The sequence below is a fragment of the Nocardioides sp. GY 10113 genome (genome assembly GCF_004919105.1).
Lineage (GTDB): Bacteria > Actinomycetota > Actinomycetes > Propionibacteriales > Nocardioidaceae > Nocardioides.
Genome location: NZ_STGK01000010.1, coordinates 136717 through 157909, shown reverse-complemented (window position 1 = coordinate 157909; position 21193 = coordinate 136717). Strand labels below are relative to the sequence as shown.

The 21193-nt window shown below is 72.1% G+C and carries 19 protein-coding genes and 1 tRNA gene; 13 read left to right on the top strand and 7 right to left on the bottom strand.

All coding sequences use genetic code 11. The annotated features are described in order from the left end of the window. The first annotated feature begins 22 nt into the window (after positions 1 to 22). From E8D34_RS13455 to E8D34_RS13425, 7 genes are all read left to right on the top strand, one after another. On the top strand, positions 23 to 1543 hold the full coding sequence (locus E8D34_RS13455; protein ID WP_136595150.1) for an alpha/beta hydrolase: 1521 nt from the start codon (positions 23 to 25) through the stop codon (positions 1541 to 1543). Between the two features lie 102 nt (positions 1544 to 1645). Further along, a complete protein-coding gene (locus E8D34_RS13450; protein ID WP_136595149.1) occupies positions 1646 to 2731 on the top strand; it encodes a response regulator in 1086 nt (361 codons plus the stop codon). A gap of 20 nt (positions 2732 to 2751) precedes the next feature. Then, a complete protein-coding gene (locus E8D34_RS13445) occupies positions 2752 to 3744 on the top strand; it encodes an ATP-grasp domain-containing protein (protein ID WP_136595148.1) in 993 nt (330 codons plus the stop codon). Beyond that, on the top strand, positions 3741 to 4562 hold the full coding sequence (locus E8D34_RS13440) for a PHP domain-containing protein (protein WP_206056714.1): 822 nt from the start codon (positions 3741 to 3743) through the stop codon (positions 4560 to 4562). The genes E8D34_RS13445 and E8D34_RS13440 overlap by 4 nt, the downstream gene beginning before the upstream one ends. Next, positions 4559 to 6037 carry a glycosyltransferase gene (locus E8D34_RS13435; protein ID WP_136595147.1) on the top strand — a complete coding sequence of 493 codons (1479 nt, stop codon included), beginning with the start codon at positions 4559 to 4561 and terminating at the stop codon, positions 6035 to 6037. Before E8D34_RS13440 ends, E8D34_RS13435 begins: the two co-directional genes overlap by 4 nt. After that, positions 6034 to 6276, top strand: a complete 243-nt coding sequence (locus E8D34_RS13430; RefSeq protein ID WP_136595146.1) for a hypothetical protein — start codon at positions 6034 to 6036, stop codon at positions 6274 to 6276. Before E8D34_RS13435 ends, E8D34_RS13430 begins: the two co-directional genes overlap by 4 nt. After that, positions 6273 to 7916, top strand: coding sequence for an ATP-binding protein (locus E8D34_RS13425; protein ID WP_136595145.1), 1644 nt, complete (start codon positions 6273 to 6275; stop codon positions 7914 to 7916). The genes E8D34_RS13430 and E8D34_RS13425 overlap by 4 nt, the downstream gene beginning before the upstream one ends. A 98-nt stretch (positions 7917 to 8014) precedes the next feature. Here E8D34_RS13425 and E8D34_RS13420 read toward each other — a convergent pair whose 3' ends face one another. Then, positions 8015 to 8425, bottom strand: coding sequence for a limonene-1,2-epoxide hydrolase family protein (locus E8D34_RS13420; protein ID WP_136595144.1), 411 nt, complete (start codon positions 8423 to 8425; stop codon positions 8015 to 8017). Between the two features lie 172 nt (positions 8426 to 8597). Here E8D34_RS13420 and E8D34_RS13415 point away from each other — a divergent pair. Next, positions 8598 to 8673: transfer RNA gene (locus E8D34_RS13415), tRNA-Thr, on the top strand. Between the two features lie 166 nt (positions 8674 to 8839). Here the strand turns inward: E8D34_RS13415 and E8D34_RS21570 are convergent. After that, positions 8840 to 8974: a hypothetical protein gene (locus E8D34_RS21570; protein WP_276606599.1), complete on the bottom strand. Its 135-nt coding sequence runs from the start codon at positions 8972 to 8974 to the stop codon at positions 8840 to 8842. 636 nt (positions 8975 to 9610) lie between these two features. On the opposite strand from E8D34_RS21570, the gene E8D34_RS13410 reads away from it, so the two are divergent. Beyond that, positions 9611 to 10828: a hypothetical protein gene (locus tag E8D34_RS13410; protein ID WP_136595143.1), complete on the top strand. Its 1218-nt coding sequence runs from the start codon at positions 9611 to 9613 to the stop codon at positions 10826 to 10828. A gap of 370 nt (positions 10829 to 11198) precedes the next feature. Further along, positions 11199 to 13025 carry a carboxypeptidase-like regulatory domain-containing protein gene (locus E8D34_RS13405; protein WP_136595142.1) on the top strand — a complete coding sequence of 609 codons (1827 nt, stop codon included), beginning with the start codon at positions 11199 to 11201 and terminating at the stop codon, positions 13023 to 13025. A 158-nt stretch (positions 13026 to 13183) separates the two neighbouring features. On the opposite strand, the gene E8D34_RS13400 is transcribed toward E8D34_RS13405, so the two are convergent. The 3 genes from E8D34_RS13400 to E8D34_RS13395 form a co-directional block, all read right to left on the bottom strand. Beyond that, positions 13184 to 13582, bottom strand: a complete 399-nt coding sequence (locus E8D34_RS13400; RefSeq protein ID WP_136595141.1) for a universal stress protein — start codon at positions 13580 to 13582, stop codon at positions 13184 to 13186. A gap of 127 nt (positions 13583 to 13709) precedes the next feature. Continuing rightward, positions 13710 to 13877, bottom strand: coding sequence for a hypothetical protein (locus E8D34_RS20800; RefSeq protein ID WP_168929435.1), 168 nt, complete (start codon positions 13875 to 13877; stop codon positions 13710 to 13712). 55 nt (positions 13878 to 13932) lie between these two features. After that, positions 13933 to 14643, bottom strand: a complete 711-nt coding sequence (locus E8D34_RS13395) for a hypothetical protein (RefSeq protein WP_136595140.1) — start codon at positions 14641 to 14643, stop codon at positions 13933 to 13935. 133 nt (positions 14644 to 14776) lie between these two features. Between E8D34_RS13395 and E8D34_RS13390 the strand changes: the two genes are divergently transcribed. Beyond that, positions 14777 to 16129 carry an ABC transporter permease gene (locus E8D34_RS13390; protein WP_136595139.1) on the top strand — a complete coding sequence of 451 codons (1353 nt, stop codon included), beginning with the start codon at positions 14777 to 14779 and terminating at the stop codon, positions 16127 to 16129. Positions 16130 to 16197: 68 nt separating this feature from the next. Here E8D34_RS13390 and E8D34_RS13385 read toward each other — a convergent pair whose 3' ends face one another. Beyond that, a complete protein-coding gene (locus E8D34_RS13385) occupies positions 16198 to 17058 on the bottom strand; it encodes an aldo/keto reductase (RefSeq protein WP_240771342.1) in 861 nt (286 codons plus the stop codon). Between the two features lie 162 nt (positions 17059 to 17220). Between E8D34_RS13385 and E8D34_RS13380 the strand changes: the two genes are divergently transcribed. Together E8D34_RS13380 and E8D34_RS13375 are read left to right on the top strand one after the other, a co-directional pair. Next, positions 17221 to 19269 carry an MDR family MFS transporter gene (locus tag E8D34_RS13380; RefSeq protein ID WP_136595138.1) on the top strand — a complete coding sequence of 683 codons (2049 nt, stop codon included), beginning with the start codon at positions 17221 to 17223 and terminating at the stop codon, positions 19267 to 19269. A 60-nt stretch (positions 19270 to 19329) separates the two neighbouring features. Next, positions 19330 to 20388, top strand: coding sequence for an LLM class F420-dependent oxidoreductase (locus tag E8D34_RS13375; RefSeq protein WP_136595137.1), 1059 nt, complete (start codon positions 19330 to 19332; stop codon positions 20386 to 20388). Positions 20389 to 20480: 92 nt separating this feature from the next. Here the strand turns inward: E8D34_RS13375 and E8D34_RS13370 are convergent, their stop codons facing one another. After that, on the bottom strand, positions 20481 to 21035 hold the full coding sequence (locus E8D34_RS13370) for a flavin reductase family protein (RefSeq protein ID WP_206056713.1): 555 nt from the start codon (positions 21033 to 21035) through the stop codon (positions 20481 to 20483). Positions 21036 to 21193 lie beyond the last annotated feature (158 nt).

Genomic DNA, 21193 nt, shown 5'->3' with positions numbered 1-21193 from the left:
CGTCAACGAGGGGTGAGGTCCGGTGCCGAAGGGTGCGGTCGTCGCGGTGCTGCTGGCGGGTCTGCTGGGGCTGTCCGGCTGCGTGGGCGAGGGCGACGCGCTGCGCCCGGCGCCGACCGGCTCGGGTGACGTAGCGCCGGCGACCGAGGACGTCCCCGCCGGCCTGGAGCGGTTCTACGGACAGCAGCTCTCCTGGTCCTCGTGCGGCGGCAACGACTGCGCCGTGCTCGAGGTGCCGATCGACTACACCGATCCCGGCGCCGGGTCGGTGGGGATCGCGCTGGAGCGGGCACCGGCCACCCGCGACGCGATCGGCACGCTGGTGGTCAACCCCGGTGGTCCCGGTGTGCCCGGCACCGACATGGCCGCCAACGCCGACGGCTACTTCGCCCCCGAGCTGCTGGCGGCGTACGACGTCGTCGGGTTCGACCCGCGCGGCACCGGGGACTCCGACCCGATCGACTGCCTGACCGACGGGGAGCTCGACGCGTACCTGGCCGAGGACCCCTCGCCCGACACGCCGGACGAGGAGGAGGAGTTCGCGGCCACCGGCGAGCGGTTCTGGGAGGGCTGCGAGGAGCGCTCCTCCGCGATCGCCGGGCACGTGAGCACGGTCGAGGTGGCGCGCGACATGGACGTGCTGCGGGCCGTGCTCGGCGAGCAGCAGCTGGACTACTTCGGCTTCTCCTACGGCACGCTGCTCGGCGCGACCTACGCCGAGCTCTTCCCCGAGCGCGTCGGGCGGTTCGCGCTCGACGGCGCCGAGGACCCGGCGCTGAGCAGCCTGGAGTCCTCGCTCAGCCAGGCGGAGGGCTTCGAGACCGCCCTGCGCGCCTACGTCTCCGACTGCGTGGACGGCGGCTCGTGCTTCCTCGGCGACTCCCTCCAGGAGGGGCTGGACACCATCTCGGAGCTGTTCGACGAGATCGACGCCGAGCCGTTGCCCACCAACCAGGCGCGGGACCTGCAGGTCGGGAACGCCTTCTACGGGGTGATCTTCCCGCTCTACCTCAAGGACTACTGGCCGGCGTTGGACAAGGGGCTGAACGAGGCCCTGGAGGGCGACGGCAGCACGTTGCTCCTCCTGGCCGACCTCTACGCGGACCGGAAGGGCGGCCGCTACACCAGCAACCTGCTCGAGGCGCTGCCGCTGATCAACTGCCTCGACGACCCGTTCGCCATCGCGCCCGAGGAGGTGCCCGACCAGATGCCCGCGTTCGAGGCGGCCTCGCCGACGTTCGGGGACGTCTTCGCCTGGGGGATGACCTCCTGCGACGGGATCCCGTTCACCGCCACCGACGAGCCGGACCTGGTGATCGACGGGGCCGGAGCGGCGCCGATCGTGGTGATCGGCACGACCCGCGACCCCGCCACGCCCTACCAGGAGGCGGTGGCGTTGGCCGACGAGCTGGAGTCCGGGGTGCTGGTCAGCCGCGACGGTGACGGGCACACGGCGTACAACCGCGGCAACGACTGCATCGACGACGCGGTCCACGGCTACCTGGTCGACGGCGTCGTCCCCGAGGACGGCCTCGAGTGCTGATCCGCCCTCTCGGTGGTTGAGGTGCGAGGCGCCCCGGCGCCGAGCCTCGAATCCGCACGCGCCGCACTGGTCGGGGGTTGTGGCCCTCGTTAGGGTCGGGGCGTGGCCGAAACCATCCACGTACTGGTGGTCGAGGACGACCCCGACGTCGCGGACTTCACGCGACGGGTGCTGGCGCGGCACGACGACATCGAGCCGACCGTGGTGGACAACGGCGACGCCGCCCTCGAGGTCCTGGAGAGCGCCCAGGTCGACCTGCTGTTCACCGACGTCGAGCTGCCGGGGATGTCGGGCCTGACCCTGATCCCGGAGGTACGGCGACGTCGACCGGGGATGCCGGTGATCGTCGCCACCGCGCACTCGGTGATGGACTACGCCGTCGAGGCGCTGCGCCAGGACGCCGACGAGTTCTACCTCAAGCCGGTCGACTCCACCCTGCTGGTGACCCGGATCCGCGAGCTGGTCGCCGAGGCCCGGCGCAAGGCCGGCTCCGCCGCCACCGTGCTCGCGGTCGGGGCGCACCCCGACGACGTGGAGATCGGCGTCGGCGGCATCCTGGCCCGGCATGCCGCCAACGGCGACCGGGTGGTGATCCTGACGCTGTCGGGCGGCGGCGTGGGCGGCGACACCGGGCACCGCGCGGCCGAGGCGGCCGCCGCGGCGGCGGTGATCGGGGCCCACCTGGAGCTGCGCGACTTCCCCGACACCCGGCTCGACCCGGCGGCGGGCCTGATCACCGCGATCGAGGAGGTGATCGCGGAGGTCCGGCCGGCGGTCATCTACACCCACACCTCCCACGACCGGCACCAGGACCACCGGGCGGTGCACCGGGCCGTCGAGATCGCCGCGCGTCGGGTGCCCGCGATCGAGTGCTTCGAGAGCCCGTCGGTGGGCGTGCAGTACCAGCCGAACCGGTTCGTCCCGATCGACGACCACGTCGACACCAAGCTCCGGATGATCGAGGCCTACGCCTCGCAGGGGCACCGCAACTACATGGAGCCCGACCTGGTCCGCTCCACCGCCCGGTACTGGTCGCGCTACGGAACCACCAAGTACGCCGAGCCGCTGGAGACGCTGCGGGCCTCCGCGGCGTTCGCGCTCGACGTCGACGAGTCCGCCGACCCGATGGCCCACCTCAGAGCGCCGGCCGACCCCGCTCCCCAGACCGCACGCTCGACCGAGAGCTAGCCCGAACCGCAGGAGGAGCGATGACCCGAGTACTGGTGACCGGCGCCGGGGGACCGGCGGGTGTGGCGGTGATCCGCTCCCTCATCGCACGCGGCGACGTCGAGGTGTACGCCGCCGACATGGACCGCTGGGCCAGCGGGATCTACCTGGCCGACCCCGAGCGTCGCCGGCTGGTGCTGCCCGGGCTGGCCGACGCCTTCGTCGACGACGTGATCGCCACCTGCCGCGCCGACGGGATCGAGGTGCTGTTCCCGACCGTGGACGTGGAGCTGCCGCGCCTGGCCGCGCGCCGCGACGAGCTGACGGCCGTGGGCACCGAGCTCGCCTCGCCGGCGCTGGAGACCCTCGAGACCGCGCTGGACAAGCTGGCCCTGGCCCGCGCCTGCGAGGGGAAGCTCCGGGTGCCGCGCACCGACCTGCTCGGAGAGCCGGGGTCGACCGACGGCTGGCAGTTCCCGGTGATCGTCAAGCCGCGCCGGGGCGCCGGCTCGCGGGGCGTCCGCGCGGTGACCGAGCAGCCGGCGCTGGACGCCGAGCTGCGGGCACTCGAGTCCGCGCCGCCGCACGCGGAGGACCTGTTGGTCCAGGAGATGCTGCCGGGAGCGGAGTACTCGGTGGACGTCCTCGCCGCGCCCGACGGTCACGTGGTCGCCGCGGTGCCGCGGGCCCGGCTGCGCGTCGACTCCGGTGTCGCGGTCGCCGGCATCACCGTCCACGACGAGGCGCTGATCGCCACCGCCGGCCAGGTCGCCGAGGCGATCGGGCTGACCGGTGTCGCCAACGTCCAGCTCAAGCTCGACTCCGACGGAGCACCCGCGCTGCTGGAGGTGAACCCGCGGTTCCCGGGGGCGATGCCGCTGACCATCGCCTCGGGCGTGGACATGCCCTCGTTGATGCTCGACGCGGTGCTCGGGCGACCCGTCCCGGAGCGGATCGACTTCGAGGAGATCGCCAACGTGCGCTTCCTCGAGGACCGCTTCCTGCCGCTCGACGACATCCTCCCGGAACGATGAGCCCCGGCACGCCCCACGGACCCGGCGGCGGGCCCGACGGCGGCTCCGTTGCCGGGTCCGTTGCCGGGTACGTGGTGCCCACCGACGACCACCACGTCCACTCGACGTTCTCCGACGACGCGCGCAGCACGCCCGAGGAGAACCTCGCCGCCGCCCGGGAGCGCGGCCTGCGCTCGATCCGGATGGTCGACCACGTGCGCACCTCGACCACCTACGTGCCCGACTTCCTCGCCGCGGTCGCCGCGCTGCCCCCGGTCGACGGCCTGGAGGTGGTCACCGGCGTCGAGGCCAAGCTCCTCGACACCGCCGGCGCCGTCGACGCGCCGGCCGAGGTGCTGGCCCGCGTCGGCGGGCCGGACGGGCCGGGTCGGGTGCTGCTCGCCGACCACCAGCTGCCCGGGCCGGACGGTCCGCTCTCCCCGCGCGCGGTCCGCGAGCTCCTCGACGGGGGCCTGGCGCGGTCGGCTCCGGTCGAGATGCTGGTGGCGTCGTACCTGCGAGCGGTCGAGGGATGCGGACCCGCCCAGCTGGCCCACCCGTTCTCGATCCTGCCGAAGATCGGGCTCACCGAGGACGACGTCGGCGAGGACCACCTGGCGGCGCTCGCCGACGCGGCGCTGGCCCACGACGTGGTGGTCGAGGTCAACGAGAAGTGGTGCTGCCCGGGCCCGCGGATCGTCGCCGCCCTGGCCGACCGCGGGGTCCGGCTCGTCGCCTCCAGCGACGCCCACCACGCCGACGACGTCGGTCGCTACGCGTGGCTACGTGGCACGGCTGGTGGTCGGTCGGGCGGGCTGGCGGGTGAGGAGGCCCGGTGACCTGGGCCGATGCGGGCCGCGCGTTCTGCCTCACCCTGATCGCGTCGGGGCTGGTCCCGGTGCTCGCCGCGGTCTACCAGTACCTGCTGCTGCCGCTGCACGCGATCCGCAACCACTGGGGGAAGGTCGAGCCGTACCTGCCGCGGGTGGTGGTGCTGGTGCCCGCGTGGAACGAGGCGGACGTGCTGGTCGCGTCGCTGACCCGGCTGATGGGGCTGGAGTACCCGCCGGACCGGCTCAAGGTCTACGTCGTCGACGACGCGAGCACCGACCGGACGCCGGAGGTGGTGCAGGGGATGGCCGACAAGTACCCCGGCCGGATCGTCCACCTGCGCCGGGAGAAGGGCGGCGAGGGCAAGGCGCACACCCTCAACCACGGCATCCGGATCGCGCTCGCCGACGACTGGATGGAGGCGATGCTGATCATGGACGCGGACGTGGTCTACCGCCCCGACTCGCTGCGCCGGATGACCCGCCACCTCTCCGACCCGCAGGTCGGCGCGGTCACCGCCTACATCAAGGAGGGCAGCGCCAAGCCCGGCCCGGTGGCCCGGTTCATCGGCTACGAGTACATCACCGCGCAGGCCGCGGCCCGCCGCTCGCAGAACGTGCTCGGCGCGATGGCGTGCCTCGCCGGCGGTGCGCAGCTGCACTCGCGGCACAACCTGGTTGCCGTCGGCGGCGCGATCAACACCACGACGCTGGCCGAGGACACCTACACCACCATGCTCACCGAGCTGCAGGGCCGGAAGGTGATCTTCGAGCCGACCGCGGTGGTCCTGGCCGAGGAGCCGGACAGCGTCGCGGCGCTGTGGAAGCAGCGGCTGCGCTGGGCGCGGGGCAACGTGCAGATCACGCGGGCCTTCCGGCGTACCTGGTTCCGGCCGTACCGGACCCACGGGCTGGGGTCGCTCTCGTTCGGCCTGATCTGGTTCTCGGTGCTGCTGCTGCCGATCGCGCTGACGCTGGCGACGGCGGGGATCCTGGCGCTCTTCCTGTTCGACGACTCGTTCGCGGCCCAGGTCTTCTCCGGCCTGTGGTGGGTCGGCGTCGGGGTCTACCTGTTCATCACGCTCAGCACCCTCTTCATCGACCTGCCGACCGCGCGGCGCACCTGGGTCGAGGGCTTCATGTTCCCCGGCATCGGGACGCTGGTCGTGATGTCGGCCGCCTGGGTCCCGGACCTCTACACCGAGCGGGTTCCCGGCCTGTTCGGGCTCGAGGTCAGCCCGACCGGCCAGTGGTGGATGACGCTGGTCCTCTACTCGTGGGCGGTGATCGCGATGTCGATCGCGCGCGCGCTGCCCTGGATCGAGAAGCGCCCGGGCGGGCGGAAGGTGGCGATCCCGCTGCTCTACGTGGTCGGGTTCGGGCCCGTGCTGTGCGCGATCTCGGTCGATTCCTTCGTCAAGGAGTGGCAGGGAGCGGCCCAGACCTGGGACAAGACGGAGAAGTCGGGCAAGGTAGTCGGGTGAGTGAGGGTGGAGTGACGGACGAGACGCACGAGACGCACGAGACGAGCGAGCAGATCGACAAGCCCGCCGGTCCGCCCGAAGGCATGGAGCGCCCCGAGTGGTGGGCGACGCTCAGCGACGAGGCACTGCGGGACGAGACCCGGGCCAACCGGCGCGCGGAGTGGTGGGTGCTGGTCACCGGCGTCCTGGCGATGGCGATCACGGTGGCGTTGTTGCTGTGGTGGGGGGAACCCGGGTGAGAGGAATCTCCACCGGCAGCCACTGGGGGCGGTGGGTGCTGATCGCCTTCGACCCGGCGGAACCGGCGTGGCTGCGCTGCCTCCCGTTCACGGTGGTCCTGACCGCGTCGGCGGCGGTCATCCCGGTGGTCGGCCTCGATGTGCTCACGCCGGGTCTGGTGGCCGCCGGGGTCGCGCTCGCCGTGGCGCTGCCGCTGATCGCGGCGCTGGTGCCGTGGGACCGATCGCCGGCCCCGGTCGGGCTCGTGGTCCCGATCCTGCAGATCCTCGCGCTGCTGCTGGTCCAGCTGGGTAGCGACGCCTCGACGGGGCTGGTGGCGGCCAACATGCTGGTGCCGATCGTGGTGCTCGCCGTCGACCAGGGCAGGCGGGGCGCGGTCGTGGCCTCGATCGGTGCGTTGGTCGTGACGGCGACACCGCTGGCGCTCGACACGCACGACGTCGACCCGGGCCTCGCGGCGGCGCGGTGCGTCCTGCTGCCGGCGATCACCCTGGCGGTGGCGCTGGCGATCTCGGAGGTGGTCGACCGCCTCGAGCAGCGGCGGGTCGAGCTGGAGCGGGCCAACGCCCGGCTGGCGACCACCCGGGAGTGGATCGTCGAGCTGGTCAACGCCGCGCCCGACCAGGCCGTGCTCGGGCTGGATGCCGACGGTGTGGTCAACCTCTGCAACCCGGGCGCGGAGCGGCTGCTCGGGCGGCCCGCGGAGGAGGTGATCGGTCGGCTCCACGTCGACGACCTCGGCCCCCCGGAGACCGCACGGCTCAACCTGGACGCGGTGCCCGAGCACGGCGAGGTGCAGGACGCCGAGCTGATGCGCCCGGACGGCACGGTGCGCCACGTCCGGGTCTGGACCTTCCGGAGCCCGGGCCTGCGCGACGACCCGGTCCCGGGCTTCATGCTGATGGCGACCGACATCTCCTACGAGGTCGAGGCGCGCGAGATGCAGCGCCAGTTCACCGGGCTGGTCAGCCACGAGCTGCGGACCCCGGTCACCTCGATCCTCGGCTACCTCGACCTGCTGCGCGGCGACGACGACAACCTCACCGAGGACCAGCGCGAGAGCCTCGGCGTGATCGAGCGCAGCGCCCGCCGGCTGCTGCTCCTGGTCTCCGACCTGCTGCTGGCCGCCCAGGTAGACGCCGGCCGGTTCCGGATCAGCGTCGCGCCGGTCGACCTGGTCGGCCTGGCCCGCGCCTCGGTCGCCGCCGCCACCCCGACCGCGGCGTCGCGCGGGATCACCCTGGCCGCGGACCTGCCCGCCCGGGCCGAGGTCCTGGGGGACTTCGCCCGCCTCGGCCAGGCGCTGGACAACCTACTGACCAACGCCATCAAGTACAGCGACCGCGGCGACACGGTGACGGTCGTGGTCACCCAGGACGAGTCGGCGCGGCGTACCCGGGTGGCGGTGGTGGACACCGGTCGTGGGATCGCCGCCGACGAGCTGCCGCGGCTGACCGAGCGGTTCTTCCGCTCCGAGGAGCCGACCGTCCAGGAGCGCTTCGGCGTCGGCCTCGGGCTCTCGATCGTGGCGACCATCGTCTCCGCGCACGACGGTCGGATGGAGATCGACAGCACGCTGGGCGAGGGGTCGTCCTTCGCCGTGCTGCTGCCCACCGACGGCCCTGCTGCCGGTGGTTGAGGTGCGAGCGAAGCCGGCCCTGCCGGTGGTTGAGGTGCGAGCGAAGCCGGCCCTGCCGGTGGTTGAGGTGCGAGCGAAGCGAGCCTCGAAACCCCGGCTCAGCGGGGCACGATCATCCGGACCAGCCCCATCAGGCTGGAGCCGATGAAGCCCGCCCAGCTGAACGCGTCGTCCCAGAGGACCACCTTGCCGTCGCGGACCTCGAAGGTGCCGCGCACCCAGAACGACGTGCTCCACTTGCCGAGGCCGAGCAGGTCGGTGCGGTCGGTGAGCACGATGCCGGACTCCTCGCCGGTGTCGGTGGCGGCGACGTGGTGCCAGGTCACCTCGAACCGGCCGCCGCGCTCCATCATGTCCCGCAGCGCCTTGCTCACCTGCGGCCCACGCATCGTCGGCAGGTAGGTGTTCTTCCAGACCACCTCCTCGTCCAGGAGGTCGAGGGCGGCCTCGAGATCGTTGGCGGCGAGGCTGTCCAGCAGGTCGCGGACGACGGCTTCAGGGGAGCTCATGGCCTCAGCCTGCCTCAGGTCGCGAGGGCGCGGTTGGTGATGACGAGCCCCGTGACAGTGGTCTGGACGGGCGTCTGCGGCCCCGGGAGCGACGGGAGGGGTGGGCCGATTCGCTCCGCGCCAGAGGCCGCCGGTATGCTGCGCGAGGTTGTGACGGCCCCGCCGGCACTCCGCCGCCTTAGCTCAGTCGGTAGAGCGATTCACTCGTAATGAATAGGTCGTCGGTTCGATTCCGACAGGCGGCTCCATCTCGGAACCCCGTTCTGGCCAGCGCAGATCCTGCGCGGACAGGGCGGGGTTTCTCGTTGTCGTTCACCCGCCCATCCGTGTGACGGGCCTCCGGACCAGGTCGCTGCGCCAGTTGCGGACGTGGCGGACGACCTTGAAGCTGCGCGGGCCGGTGCGGCGGTTGCGTCAGAAGCGCAGCGTCGCGACGGCGATCCGGAGGAACTCGGTGGCCTCGGTGAGGGTGAGCATCTCGTCGCCGTCGCCGTCGCCGTCGCCGTCGCCGTCGCCGCGGCGGTTGTGCTGATGCGTGGTGGCGGTCATCGCTTCTCGTGGTTGCAGGGCTCGGGTTCCTTTGTGCAAGCAGGAAGTGCTCCGAATGGACACCATCGGTCGGTCGGATTCGCGGTGGGACGGTGACGGCTCGCGGGGGTGGTCCACGTGGATGCCGTTTCGGCGTCGCCGATGCGACTGCGAGATGCGCTCGTCTGAGGCTCGAGTCTCGTCGGAACGGGCTCCGTCCGCGGAGGAGTCAGCGCTGCAGATCGCTCGACGCCCCGCGCCTTGTGTCACGTGTGCTTGCAGCCGTTGCTCACGGCGTCGGTGCCGTGGTGGCGCAGGTTGGGCTGCTATTGATGCGACCTCGACGCTCGAAGCTGCGCCGCGGCGGGACGAGCCGGCCACCACCGGTCCAGTCCACCGGAGCTATTGCCTCCGTTTCGCACTCGGCGATCGTGGCAGGGCGCTACCGTGCGCAGTCCGTAGGTGAGCGGGATCCTCCAGGGAGAAGCGAGGCCACCGATGGCGTCAGCGAATCTGGTCCGAGGCATGTGGCGCCGGATGGTCGGGGCCGTCACGCTGTTGGTTCCGCTCGTGGGACATCGCAGCTCCGAGCGTGCGACGTGCGGTCGCGCCCGGCGATGGGGATTGAACATGCCAGGGAATCGCAGCAGCGCCATCATGTCGATCGTTGCGGTGTGCGCGCTGGTGGGTGCGACAGCGCCGGCCGGGGTTGCGCATGCCGCCGGGGAGGACGACCCACTGGCGCCGTGGTCGTTCCAGGTGTCCGTGGATTGGGTACGGACCGAGTCGTCCCTGAACCATCACCGCCAGGCCACCTTCGCCGACGCCGACGACGGGTCGATGGACTTCCGGTGGACCGCCTCGGACACATTCAGATACACACCGGGGTGCCCGTCCAACGACCAGTCGTGGGCGCTCTCCGGCGAAGGTGTCGGAGCCTTCACGGTCGGTGCGGTCGGGTTCCCCGGGGAGTGGGACGGCCTGCCTGCCGCGAACACCGTGTTCCCTGACGCGGAGCCCGGCGACTACACCTCGCTGATCCCGAACGGCATGTCGAATCTGGTCGGCCAGTACACCGTGGAGGAGTGCGGCGGCACCGAACCGATCATGGGTTCGGTCGAGCAGCCGGTGCTGACCGAGAACTTCCTGCTCGTCGGGACGGTCGACGACCTAGTCGCCGCGCCGACCGGGACGCGGTTCACGTACGAGTACAGCAAGACTGACGCGACCACGACCACCACCGTCACCATCTCCGCGTTCAAGGGGGCCTCGGACCGCGACGGCGACGGCGTCGTCGACGAGGCGGACTATTGCCCAGACGTGCCCGGGTCGATCGCGTTGACGGGGTGCCCAGGTTTCAGCGTCGAGGCGCAGCACGCCTACCTCGGCCTCGCCACGGGGATGACCGGCGGGGAGAGCGCTACTGTCCGGCCGCTCACGCCTGTCGGTGACCTGTCGTGGCTCGGAGAGGTCTGCATCGTCGAGACGTGGTCGGCGACGGTGAAGCATCCGCGGTCGACGCTTCCGGTTCTGTGGAACGGCGACATCTTGGAGGACCTGAGCGGGGTCGACGGCAGCCGGACTCAGCCGACCAGGCTGGTTGGCCCCAAGGAGGTGCCGAGGTTTCCAAAGGGCATCTACATCGAGAACATCAAGCTCAAGTCGTGCTCTACGGACCTGTTTGCGTTCCGCACGACCTCGATCTTCTCGGTCGCCGCGCTGTCCGGGGAGTTGATCGGCGTCAACCACGGCACGACGGTTACGGTCGCACGCGGTGACGGGCTCGTGGTCGCTACCGTCCCGCTCCCGTCCTCGTCCGCAGGTCCGGATCTCGTTGTGGAGTGGCTACAGCGCGACCTAGTCGAGTTCGGGTAGGTGAGGTACGGGCCTGACAACCTAGTGCGTCGGTCCGGGGGGGAAGGCGGTCAATGGTCGGCAAGTCGATCAAGGACTGGTCGGCCGGTCAGCGACGACGCGCGTGCTGATGTGGCCGGGCGGCCCCGCGCAGCCGTCGTGCTGCCAGCCGTTCTTGACCGGACCGCGTGCCATCTTGTTGCGTGGCGTCGCTCAGTGCGCGGGGCCGGACGCCGATCCACGAGCGACCTGCCGAGGCCGCCGTGGGGGCGCCGCACGGGCCCGTGGTCGGCTGCGGCGCGCCCGGCGAAGCGCGTCCGGTGGGTCCCTGCAACCTTCCCCCAGGCAGACGCGTACTCCCTTCGACTCCTCACCGAACGAAGGAACAGCCATGTCCGTCCCCCGTCTCCTCGCGGCGCTGACCGCGGGCCTGACCACCCTCGGCGCCGTCGCTCACGTCGCCCCGACCGCCGCGGCCGCCGACACCGGGCCCGGCTGGGTCACCGGCGTCGTCGTCGACACCTCGGGCAACCCGGTCGAGGGCGCGCTCGTCAACGTGCTCCCCCCGCGCAGAATCCCCGACCTCGAGCTCCTCGACTCGACGACCGACCGTCGCGCCCACACCGATGCCGACGGCAGGTTCCGGGTCCGCCAGGACTCCCGCGGCTTCCTCATCCAGGTCTGCGACGACCACTCGGACGCCCCGACCTCGTGCACCTTGCCGTCGGACGCCGCCCACCTGATGCGGTACGTCGGCCCGGACGGCCAGTTCGACAGCTGGGTGCTCCACACCGACCTGTACGACGCGACCGCGACCGACCTCGAGGTCGGCACGGTGGAGGTCCAGGACCCCGCCCGCATCGAGGGCACCCTGGAGGGCGCCGCCTTCGAGCGCATCCAGCTGATGCGTCTCAACGACACCGTCGCCTGGAACGGACAGACCGACCAGCACGGCGCCTTCGCGTTCGAGGGCCTGGTCCCCGGCGCCTACTACGTCAAGGCCGGCGGCTTCGGCAGCCTCCCGTGGAGGTCGGAGGAGGTGACCATCGACGCCGACCACCCCGGCCTCGTCCACGGCTCGCTCGACCATGGCGTCACGCTCACCGGTCGGGCGTTCCGGGAGGCGACGGGGACGCCTGCCCGGCGTACCGAGATCTTCCTGACGCACGGTGACGGGGAGCTGATCGCGAGCCTGTTCACCAACCGCCGCGGCAGGTACCGGTTCACCGGCCTCACCCCCGGCGACTACCGGGTCGGCAAGCTGCGGGAGGGCGGCGCCCTGATCCCGCACAGGGAGCGGGTGACGGTCGCCGAGGAGGACCAGAAGGTGACGGTGCCCGTGCCGCTCGTGCGCGGCGCGTCCGCGACGTTCCGCTTGCGGGGCACCGAGGGCCGCGTCGACAGTGAGCTGCGGACCCGAAGCGGCAAGGTCCTCTACCCGAACATCCTCCGCAAGGACGGCACCGCGACGTACCCCGGCCTGCGCCGCGGCACCTACACCCTGGTCGCCAAGGACGGGAACGGCTACGGCCTCACGACGTTCCGGGTCCGCGGCGCCCGGGCCTACGACCTCGGTCGGCTGCGGCTCGACAAGCCGCTGCTGACGCTGCGCGGCCGCGCCGCGCCCTATGCGACCGTCCAGGCCAACACCAGCGAGATCTGCCCGCCGGACGCTCCCCAGAAGTGGAACGGCTTCCAGGAGGTCGAGGCGGCCGACGCCAACGGACGTTACGTCATCCGCGGCCTCGTCCCGGGCGACAAGTGGACGGTCGCCGCGCACGGCTACCGGCAGAACTTCGCGCCGATCTGCCACGACAACGTCAAGATCCACGCCTCCCGGCGGTACGACATCCCGCTCGCCGTTGGTCGCATCCTCACTGGACGACTCGTGTACGCCGGAACCGACCGTCCGGCGATCACCAACATCGGCTACCAGGTGACCTACCCGGCGGGCCTCGCCACGAACCCGAATCCGGAGCGGCCGGCCCGGAGCCGGATCCGCGGCTCGTCGGGTGAGTTCACCATCACCCAGCTCTCGACGGGCACGGCCACCGGTGGCCTCGCCTCCACCCCGCTGGACATCCTCCCGGAGCTGTGGGTGCACATGCCCTACCAGCCCGGCACGCCGTTCTGGCTCGAGGCCCCGCAGCAGGACCTGACGATCGAGGGCGACGTCGACCTCGGGGACATCGAGCTGTCAGTGCACGGCGCCGCGTAGCCCAGCCGGACGCCCGCCCGGTTCCGCCGCACCCGCGGCAGAGCCGGGCGGGCGTCCATCTCCTCGTGCGGTCGTGTGCCTGACGCCTGCCTATGCGTCGTTCTCAGGCACACGACCCGCTCCGGGGCGGGCGGGCGCCGCGGCCGGCGCCCGGGCGCTCACTCCGGGCGCTTGACGGCGACCACCGGGCAGTTGGCGTCGAGGAGCACCTGCTGCGAGGCACTGCCGAGGAACAGCTTGCCCACGGGCGAGCGTCGGCGGAGGCCGATCACGATCAGGTCGGCGCTCACGTCCGCCGCCGCCGCGAGGATCTCCTCGGCGGGGGACTGGGCGAGCGCGGGCTGGCGCATCTCGTGGTCGACGCCGTCCGCGGTGAGCTTCGCGGCGAGCCCGTCCCAGTCGGCCGCGGGCGCGAAGGACGGGTGGGCGTCACTGCCGCGGACGCCCGAGTTGACCAGCACGAGCCGGCCGCCGTCGCGCTTCACCGCGGCGACGGCGTAGTCGACCGCGGCCACTCCTTCGGGCGTGGGCACGTAGCCCACCAGGATCGTCGTCATGGAGATCTCCCTGCTCGGTTGGAACGTGTGCCTCCGAGTGTCCGCGCACCGCAGGGCTCGCACCAGCCCCCTGCCCGGCAGGGTTCGAGGTGGACCGTCGGGGGCTGTCCGCGGTCGACCGGTCGTGTCAGCGGCGGCAGGTGATGCGCACGGCCGTGGGCGCGGCCGCGGTGCCCACCATCAGCGCCCAGATCATCAGGCCCGCCTGGCTCATCCCGGAGCCGGTGGCGACGAGGACGACCGCGGGCACGAGCAGCAGCACACCGAGCAGCAGTCGCTGCGTCCTCCGTGTCATCCGCGTCACCCCCCCGGGTCGCTCCGGCGCGCCTGATCCGCGCGAGTCAGGAACGCTAGATGCTGGGGGGCCGGAACGGAGCGGGCGACCCCGAGGGATCACCAACACTGGGCATCTGGTTGAGCATCCGGTTCGGCACGAAGGGCTGGAAGCCCGACGTCGGCGCCATCCGCTCGCTGAGCAGTCGCGCGGCGCGCCAGCAGCGCGCCGCGATCTGGTCCGGAGAGGTGGTCGAGAGGGGCTCGACCACCCAGTCCGTCAGCAGGCGCCGGATGCCGGCGTAGAGGAACGTGGTGAGGTCGTCGAGGGTCTCCCGGGGCAGCTGGTCGCCGTACGCCTCCTCGATCCGCTGCCGGGTGCCCGGGAGGAAGTACGCCGCGATCGCGTCCCCGACGTCCTCGGCGATCGGCCCCTCGAGCACCCGCCGGTAGAAGGCGCGGTGGGCCTCGAGGTGGCGGGCGAGGCTGACCAGGACCGGCGGCGGCGCGGCGCCGGGCCAGTGCATCTGGTCGCCGGAGGGGCCGGTGCCGACCTCGGCGTCGAGCATCGCGCGGGTGGCTGCGAGCACCACGCCGTTGGCGTCGGCGTAGTGGAGGTAGACGGTCTGCCGGGTGACCCCGGAGGCCGCCGCGAGGGCCGCCACCGACACCCGACGACCGCTGAGGACCAGTGCGATCGCGGCCTCGTGGAGGGCGTCGGCCGAGCGTTGCGCGCGGACGTCGCCCGAGGCGCTGCTGGCGCGCCTCCTTCGGCTCTCCGCGGTCACGGAGCCACTCTGCCGCCTTGATTTACAGGTGTCAATCAGAGGGAGTACCGTCTGATTGACACCTGTAAATCATGGCTGGTCAGAGGCCTGCGAGGACTCCCGGCCGTGAGTTCGTCCTGCCCTGGAGGCATCCATGCACCCCGATTCATCCGTGCCGGCGACCACCGCCGCCTCGCCGCTGCGCAGCCGCGCGCTGTGGCTGCTGCCCACCCTCGCGGTCACCCTGGTGATGGCCTGCCTGGCCGCGACGTACCTCGGCGGGCTGGTCAACACCGACGCCAACCTGTCCGGCTTCCCGCTCGCCGTCGTCAACTCCGACGCGGGCGCGACGGCGCCCGACGGCAGCCCCGTCCGCGTCGGTGACGAGGTCGCCGCCGGACTCCTCGCGGGGCTCGACGGCGACGAGTTCGACGTCGAGGAGCTCAGCGCCGCGGAGGCCGACGAGCGGATGGGCGACGGGTCGCTCTACGGCGTCGTCGTCCTCCCTGAGACCCTCAGCGCCGACGTCCTCGGCTGGGCCGCCTCCGCGGCCGGGGCGAGCCCCGAGGGCGAGGGCGCGGCGCGGCCGACCGTCGAGCTGGCCACCAACACCCGGGCCGGCAGCATGGCCGCGAGCATCGCCTCGGCGGCCGGGCAGCGCGCGCTCGCCGAGGTCGACGCCCGGGTCGGGCAGCAGCTGACCGAGCAGGTGCGGCTGCAGTTGGACGCGGCCGACGCGGGGCCGCTCTCGGCGGTCGAGACCGCGGCCCTCGCGAGCCCGCTCGACGTCGAGGTCACCGCCTACGACCCGCTGCCCTCGGGCACGGGCCGCGGACTCTCGGCGTTCTACTACGCACTGCTGCTCGTGATGGCCGGCTTCTCCGGGTCCATCGGCGCCACCACGCTGATCGATGCCCGGCTCGGGTTCGTCCCCGACGAGATGGGCCCGCGCTACCGGCACCGCCCGCACTCGGGGTTGAGCCGTCGTACGACGCTGGCGCTGAAGTGGGCGGTGATGGGGCTGGCCGCGGTCTGCGTCTCGACCGTCTACGTGGCGATCGGCGCCGCGCTGGGGATGCCGATCGACCACCCGTGGCTGCTGTGGGTCTTCGGGTTCGCCATGATCTGGTCGATCGCGATCGTCGTGAACGCCGTCAACGCCCTGGTCGGCAACCTCGGGATGACCGTCAACCTCTTCATCTTCATCGTGCTCGCGCTGCCCTCGGCCGGCGGCACCCTCCCGCTGGAGGCCGTTCCGCCGTTCATCCGCTGGCTCGGCTCGTTCGAGCCGATGCACCAGGTGTACGTCGGCGCGCGGGCGATCCTCTACTTCGACGGCGGCTGGGACGCCGGCCTCGGCCGCGCGCTCGTAGCGGCGGGTGTCGCCGCCGCGCTCGGACTCCTGGTCGGCCTGGTCGGCACCCGCGCCTACGACCGGCGCGGGCTCGGGCGGGTGCACCGGGAGGTGCGCGCGGAGGGGCTGACCGCCGAGCCCGCCTCGGCCTGAGTCTCGAGGCGGGTCGTGTGCCTGACGCCCGCCGATAGGTCGTTCTCAGGCACACGACCCTGCCCCGCTCAGTCGTGGATCCGCCGCGTGCCCAGGAACTCCACCATCGCCGGGTCGCGGTGGGAGAAGAAGAGGCTCTCGCCGGTGTCCAGGGTCGCGATCCGGTCCATCTCGTCGACGGTGAGCTCGAAGTCGAAGACGTCGAGGTTCTCCGCCATCCGCTCCGGGCGGACCGACTTGGGGATCACCACGATCTCGCGCTGCACCAGCCAGCGCAGCACCACCTGGGCGACCGTGCGGCCGTGGGTCTCGGCGATCTCGCCGAGCAGCGGGTCGCCGAAGAGGTTGTTGCGGCCCTCGGCGAACGGGCCCCAGGACTCGTGCTGCACCCCGCGCTCGGCCATCGCGCCATGCTCGTCGTACCGCTGGTAGAAGGGGTGGGTCTCGACCTGGTTGACCGCCGGGGTGACGTCGTTGTGGACGATCAGGTCGACCAGTCGGTCGAGGTGGAAGTTCGAGACCCCGATCGCCCGCGTCAGGCCGCGGTCCTGGAGGTGCTCCATCGCCCGCCACGAGCCGTAGTAGTCGCCGTACGGCTGATGGATCAGGTAGAGGTCGAGGTAGTCCAGCCCCAGCGCCCGCAGTGAGGACTCCGCGGCGGCCGACGTGGCCCGCTCGCCGGTGTCCTGGACCCAGAGCTTGGTGGTCACGAACAGCTCCTCGCGCGGTACGCCGGAGGCGGCGATCGCGCGACCCACCCCCTCCTCGTTCCCGTACGCCGCGGCGGTGTCCAGGTGGCGGTAGCCGGCGGCCAGGGCGTCGGCGACCACGCGCTCGGTCTCCTCCGGGGGCACCTGGTAGACGCCGAAGCCGAGGACCGGCATGGTGACGCCGTTGACGAGCGTGACGGTGGGGATCGCTGCAGACATCGGGGCACCCTCCTCGGGCGGGGCGGCCGGGCGGGCGGGGACGGCCGTGCCCTCCACCCAACACCCCCGCGGGCCGGAACGGGAGCCCTCCCGCGCCGCGGGGTCTTCCGGCGGAGGCCGCCGGCCGACAGACTGCCAGGGAGTCGACCGCGAGGAGGCGCGATGACAGCGACCCGGACCGCCCCGGCGCCGCCGAGCCCGGAGACCGGGCGGACGCTCTCCGGGCGGGCCAGGACCGTCGCGTTCGGCACCATCGCGCTCGGCATGCTGCTCGCCGCGCTGGACGGCACGATCGTGGCCACCGCGCTGCCCACGATCGTGGGCGACCTCGGCGGCGGGACGCACATGGCGTGGGTGGTCACGGCGTACCTGCTGGCGCAGACCGCGGTCACCGCGGTGGTGGGCAAGCTTGGCGACCAGTTCGGCCGGAAGAACATGTTCCAGGTCAGCGTCGTCGTCTTCATCCTCGGGTCGGCCATGTGCGGCGCGGCGCCCGGGATGACCTGGCTGATCGTCTCCCGGGCGATCCAGGGCCTGGGCGGTGGCGGCCTGACGGTGACCGCGATGGCCCTGATCGCGGACATCATCCCGCTGCGCGACCGGGGCAAGTACCAGGGCGCGCTCGGCGCGGTCTTCGGCGTGGCGACGGTGATCGGGCCCCTGCTCGGCGGGCTCTTCACGGACCACCTCAGCTGGCGCTGGTGCTTCTACGTCAACGTGCCGCTGGCGATCGTGGTGATCATCGTCGCCGGGCGCACCATCCCCGGCGGCGGCTCCGGGTTGAAGCACCGGATCGACTACCTGGGCATGGCCGCGGTCTCGGTCGGTGCCGGCGCGCTGGTGCTGGCCACCAGCTGGGGCGGCACCGAGTACCCGTGGGACTCCTGGCAGATCATCGGCCTGCTGGTGCTGGGCGTCGCGGTCCTGACCGCGTTCGTGCTGATCGAGCTGCGCGCCGCCGAGCCGGTGCTGCCGATGCGGCTGTTCAGCCGCCGGGTCTTCTCCTACTGCGGCGCCCTCTCCTTCGTCGTCGGCTTCACGATGATGGGATCGATGACGTTCCTGCCGACGTTCTTCCAGTTCGTGCTGGGGGAGTCCGCGACCGTCTCCGGGCTCTCGATGCTGCCGATGGTGGTCGGGCTGATGGCGACCTCCATCACCGTCGGCGGCGTGGTCGGCCGCACCGGGCGCTACAAGATCTTCCCGGTGATCGGCACCCTCGTCGTCGCCGCCGCGATGCTGCTGATGTCGACGATGGACCCCGACACGGCCAAGTGGGTCACCGGGCTCTACCTGTTCATCCTCGGCCTCGGCATCGGGCTGAGCATGCAGGTGCTGACCATCATCGTGCAGGGCTCGGTGCCCTACAGCGACCTGGGGGTGGCCACCTCGGGGGTCACCTTCTTCCGGACCATGGGCGGCGCGTTCGGCACCGCGATCTTCGGCACCCTCTACGCGAACTTCCTCGCAGACCGGCTGCCGCAGGCGGTCGCGGAGTCGCAGGTGCCGCCCGCGTCCGCGGCCGTCCCCGCGGATCTGCACGAGCTGCCCGCTCGGGTGATCCGACCCATCGTGGAGGCGTACGCCGAGTCGCTCAGCGAGGTCTTCCTCTGGGCGGCGCCGGTGGCGCTGGTCGCCTTCGTGCTGGCGCTGCTGCTGCCGCAGGTGAAGCTCGCCGACAGCCTGGCCCCGGACGCCAACGACATGGGTCAGGCGTTCGCGGCCCCGGAGGACCCGCCCAACCGCGACCTGTTCACCCGGCAGGTGGTCACGCTGCTCTACGGCCGCGGTCGGGACGGGATCACCGAGGTGCTGGAGTCGGACCGGGTCGCCATCGACGCCGGGTGGGCGTGGGGCCTGGCACAGGTCTACGGGCTCACCGCGTCGGGCCGCACCGCCGACGTGCGGGTGATCGCGGGATCGCGGCGGATGCCGGCCGGCGTACTGGCGCCGTTGTTCGCGCAGCTGCTGGACGAGGGCTACCTGGCCGGTCTGCCGAACGACATGGTGCTCACCGACCGCGGCGAGGTGGCGGTCGACGGCCTGCGGGAGGCACTCAGCGAGTGGATCATCGGCCACCTCGACATCGTCCCTGCCGACACGAGCGAGATCACCGAGGTCGTCGGCGACCTGGCCCGGCAGCTGGTGATCGACCGGGTCGACAACCCGGTGCTCCCGCCGCGGCTGCTGGCCATCACCGGCGCGGAGTAGCCCGGGCCGGTGACGGCGAACCGTCGCGGCGGGGCTCCTCGGTGCGGATAGCGTGGCCGCATGAGACTCGGAATGGTGATCGACTACGCCCGCGGCTTCGCCGAGACGGTGGAGCGCGTGCAGGCGTACGAGCAGGCGGGCCTGGAGCTGGTGGCGATCCCGGAGGTCTACTCCTTCGACGCGCCCAGCCAGATCGGCTACCTGGCCGCGAAGACGGAGAAGATCGAGCTGATGTCGGCGATCCTGCCGATCTACTCGCGTACCCCCGCGTTGACCGCGATGACGGCCGCGGGCCTGGACTTCGTCTCCGGCGGCCGGTTCACGCTCGGGCTCGGTGCCTCGGGCCCGCAGGTGATCGAGGGCTTCCACGGCGTCAAGTACGACGCCCCGCTCGGCCGCACCCGCGAGGTGGTCGAGATCTGCCGCCAGGTGTGGCGGCGCGAGCCCGTGGTCTTCGAGGGCAAGCACTACACGGTGCCGCTGACCAAGGAGCACGGCGGCTCGGGCCTGGGCAAGCCGCTGAAGATCATCAACCGCCCCGTCCGCTCCTCCATCCCGGTCTCGATCGCCGCGCTCGGGGAGAAGAACGTGGCGATGGTGGCCGAGATCGCCGAGGGCTGGCAGCCGCTCTTCTTCCACCCGGGCCGCTACCGGGAGGCGTGGGGCGAGGCGCTGGAGTCCGGCTTCGCTCGTCGGGACCCGTCGTTGGGCGAGCTGGACATCCAGCTGCAGATCGCCTTCCACCTCGGTGAGCCGTCGCCGGAGGCCGTGGCCGCGGTCCGCAACCAGCTGGCGCTCTACGTCGGCGGCATGGGCGCGCGCGGCAAGAACTTCTACAACCAGCTGGCCTGCCGCTACGGCTACGAGGCCGAGGCGAAGGAGATCCAGGACCTCTACCTGGACGGCCGCAAGGCGGAGGCGGCCACGGCCGTCCCCGACGACCTGGTCGACGCCGTCTCGCTGATGGGGTCCGAGGACGTCATCCGCCGCAAGCTCGGCGAGCTCGACGCCGCCGGCGTGCGGACCCTGCTCCTCAACCCGGTCGCCGAGAGCGACGAGGAGAAGGTCGAGCACGTCCGGCGGCTGGCCGAGATCGTGCGGGAGCCGGTCGCGGGCTGAGGCTCAGGCTCGTCGTCACATCCCGATTGGCCCCGCAAACGCCGGTGGAGGGGGCCATTCTGGATGTGACGACGCGGTTCGGACGCCGGCCCTCAGCTGATCCGGCGGAAGTGTCGGTCGTGGTGGACCAGCGGGTCCTCGCCCGGGCCGAGGTCGACGGCGGTGACCGAGGCGAGCACCAGCCAGGCCTGGCCGGCGGGGATCACCTGGTGATGGTCGAACCAGAAGGTCGCCAGCGCGTCGGGCAGCGCCGGGAGGCCGCCCTCCTGGCCGGGGCGCGTGGTCCAGCCCTGTGCGGCGGTGAACCGCTCCGCCCCGCGGGTGGCGAAGGCGGCGGCGAGGTCGGCGTGCTGCTCGCCGAGCAGGTAGACGGCGCCGCCACCGGCGCCCGCGATCGTCGCGCCGGAGACGCTGGAGCGGAGCACCGAGAAGGACAGCAGGGCCGGGTCGGCGCTGACGGAGGCAACGCTCGAGGCGGTCAGCCCGACCGGTCCGTCCGGGGTCGCGCAGGCGACCAGCGCCACGCCGTTCGGCTGGCGCCGGAACCCGCTCTTGAAGGCGTCGGCGAGATCGGCGCGATCGGCCTCCGGCCGGTCCGTGGAACCGGTCGCGAGGTCCGTCGCGAGATCGGTCACGAGCTCCGTCACGCTGACTCCCACCAGTCGCCCTTCCTGTCGGCGTCGCCGTTCACCGTAGAACTACGGCCCGGCCGGGGTTCATCCCGAGGAGTTGTGCGATAGGTCACGCCCGAACGGGAGCGACGCGTCAGCCGGGCCCCGGCGACGAGGCAGCGGGGAGCCGGCGA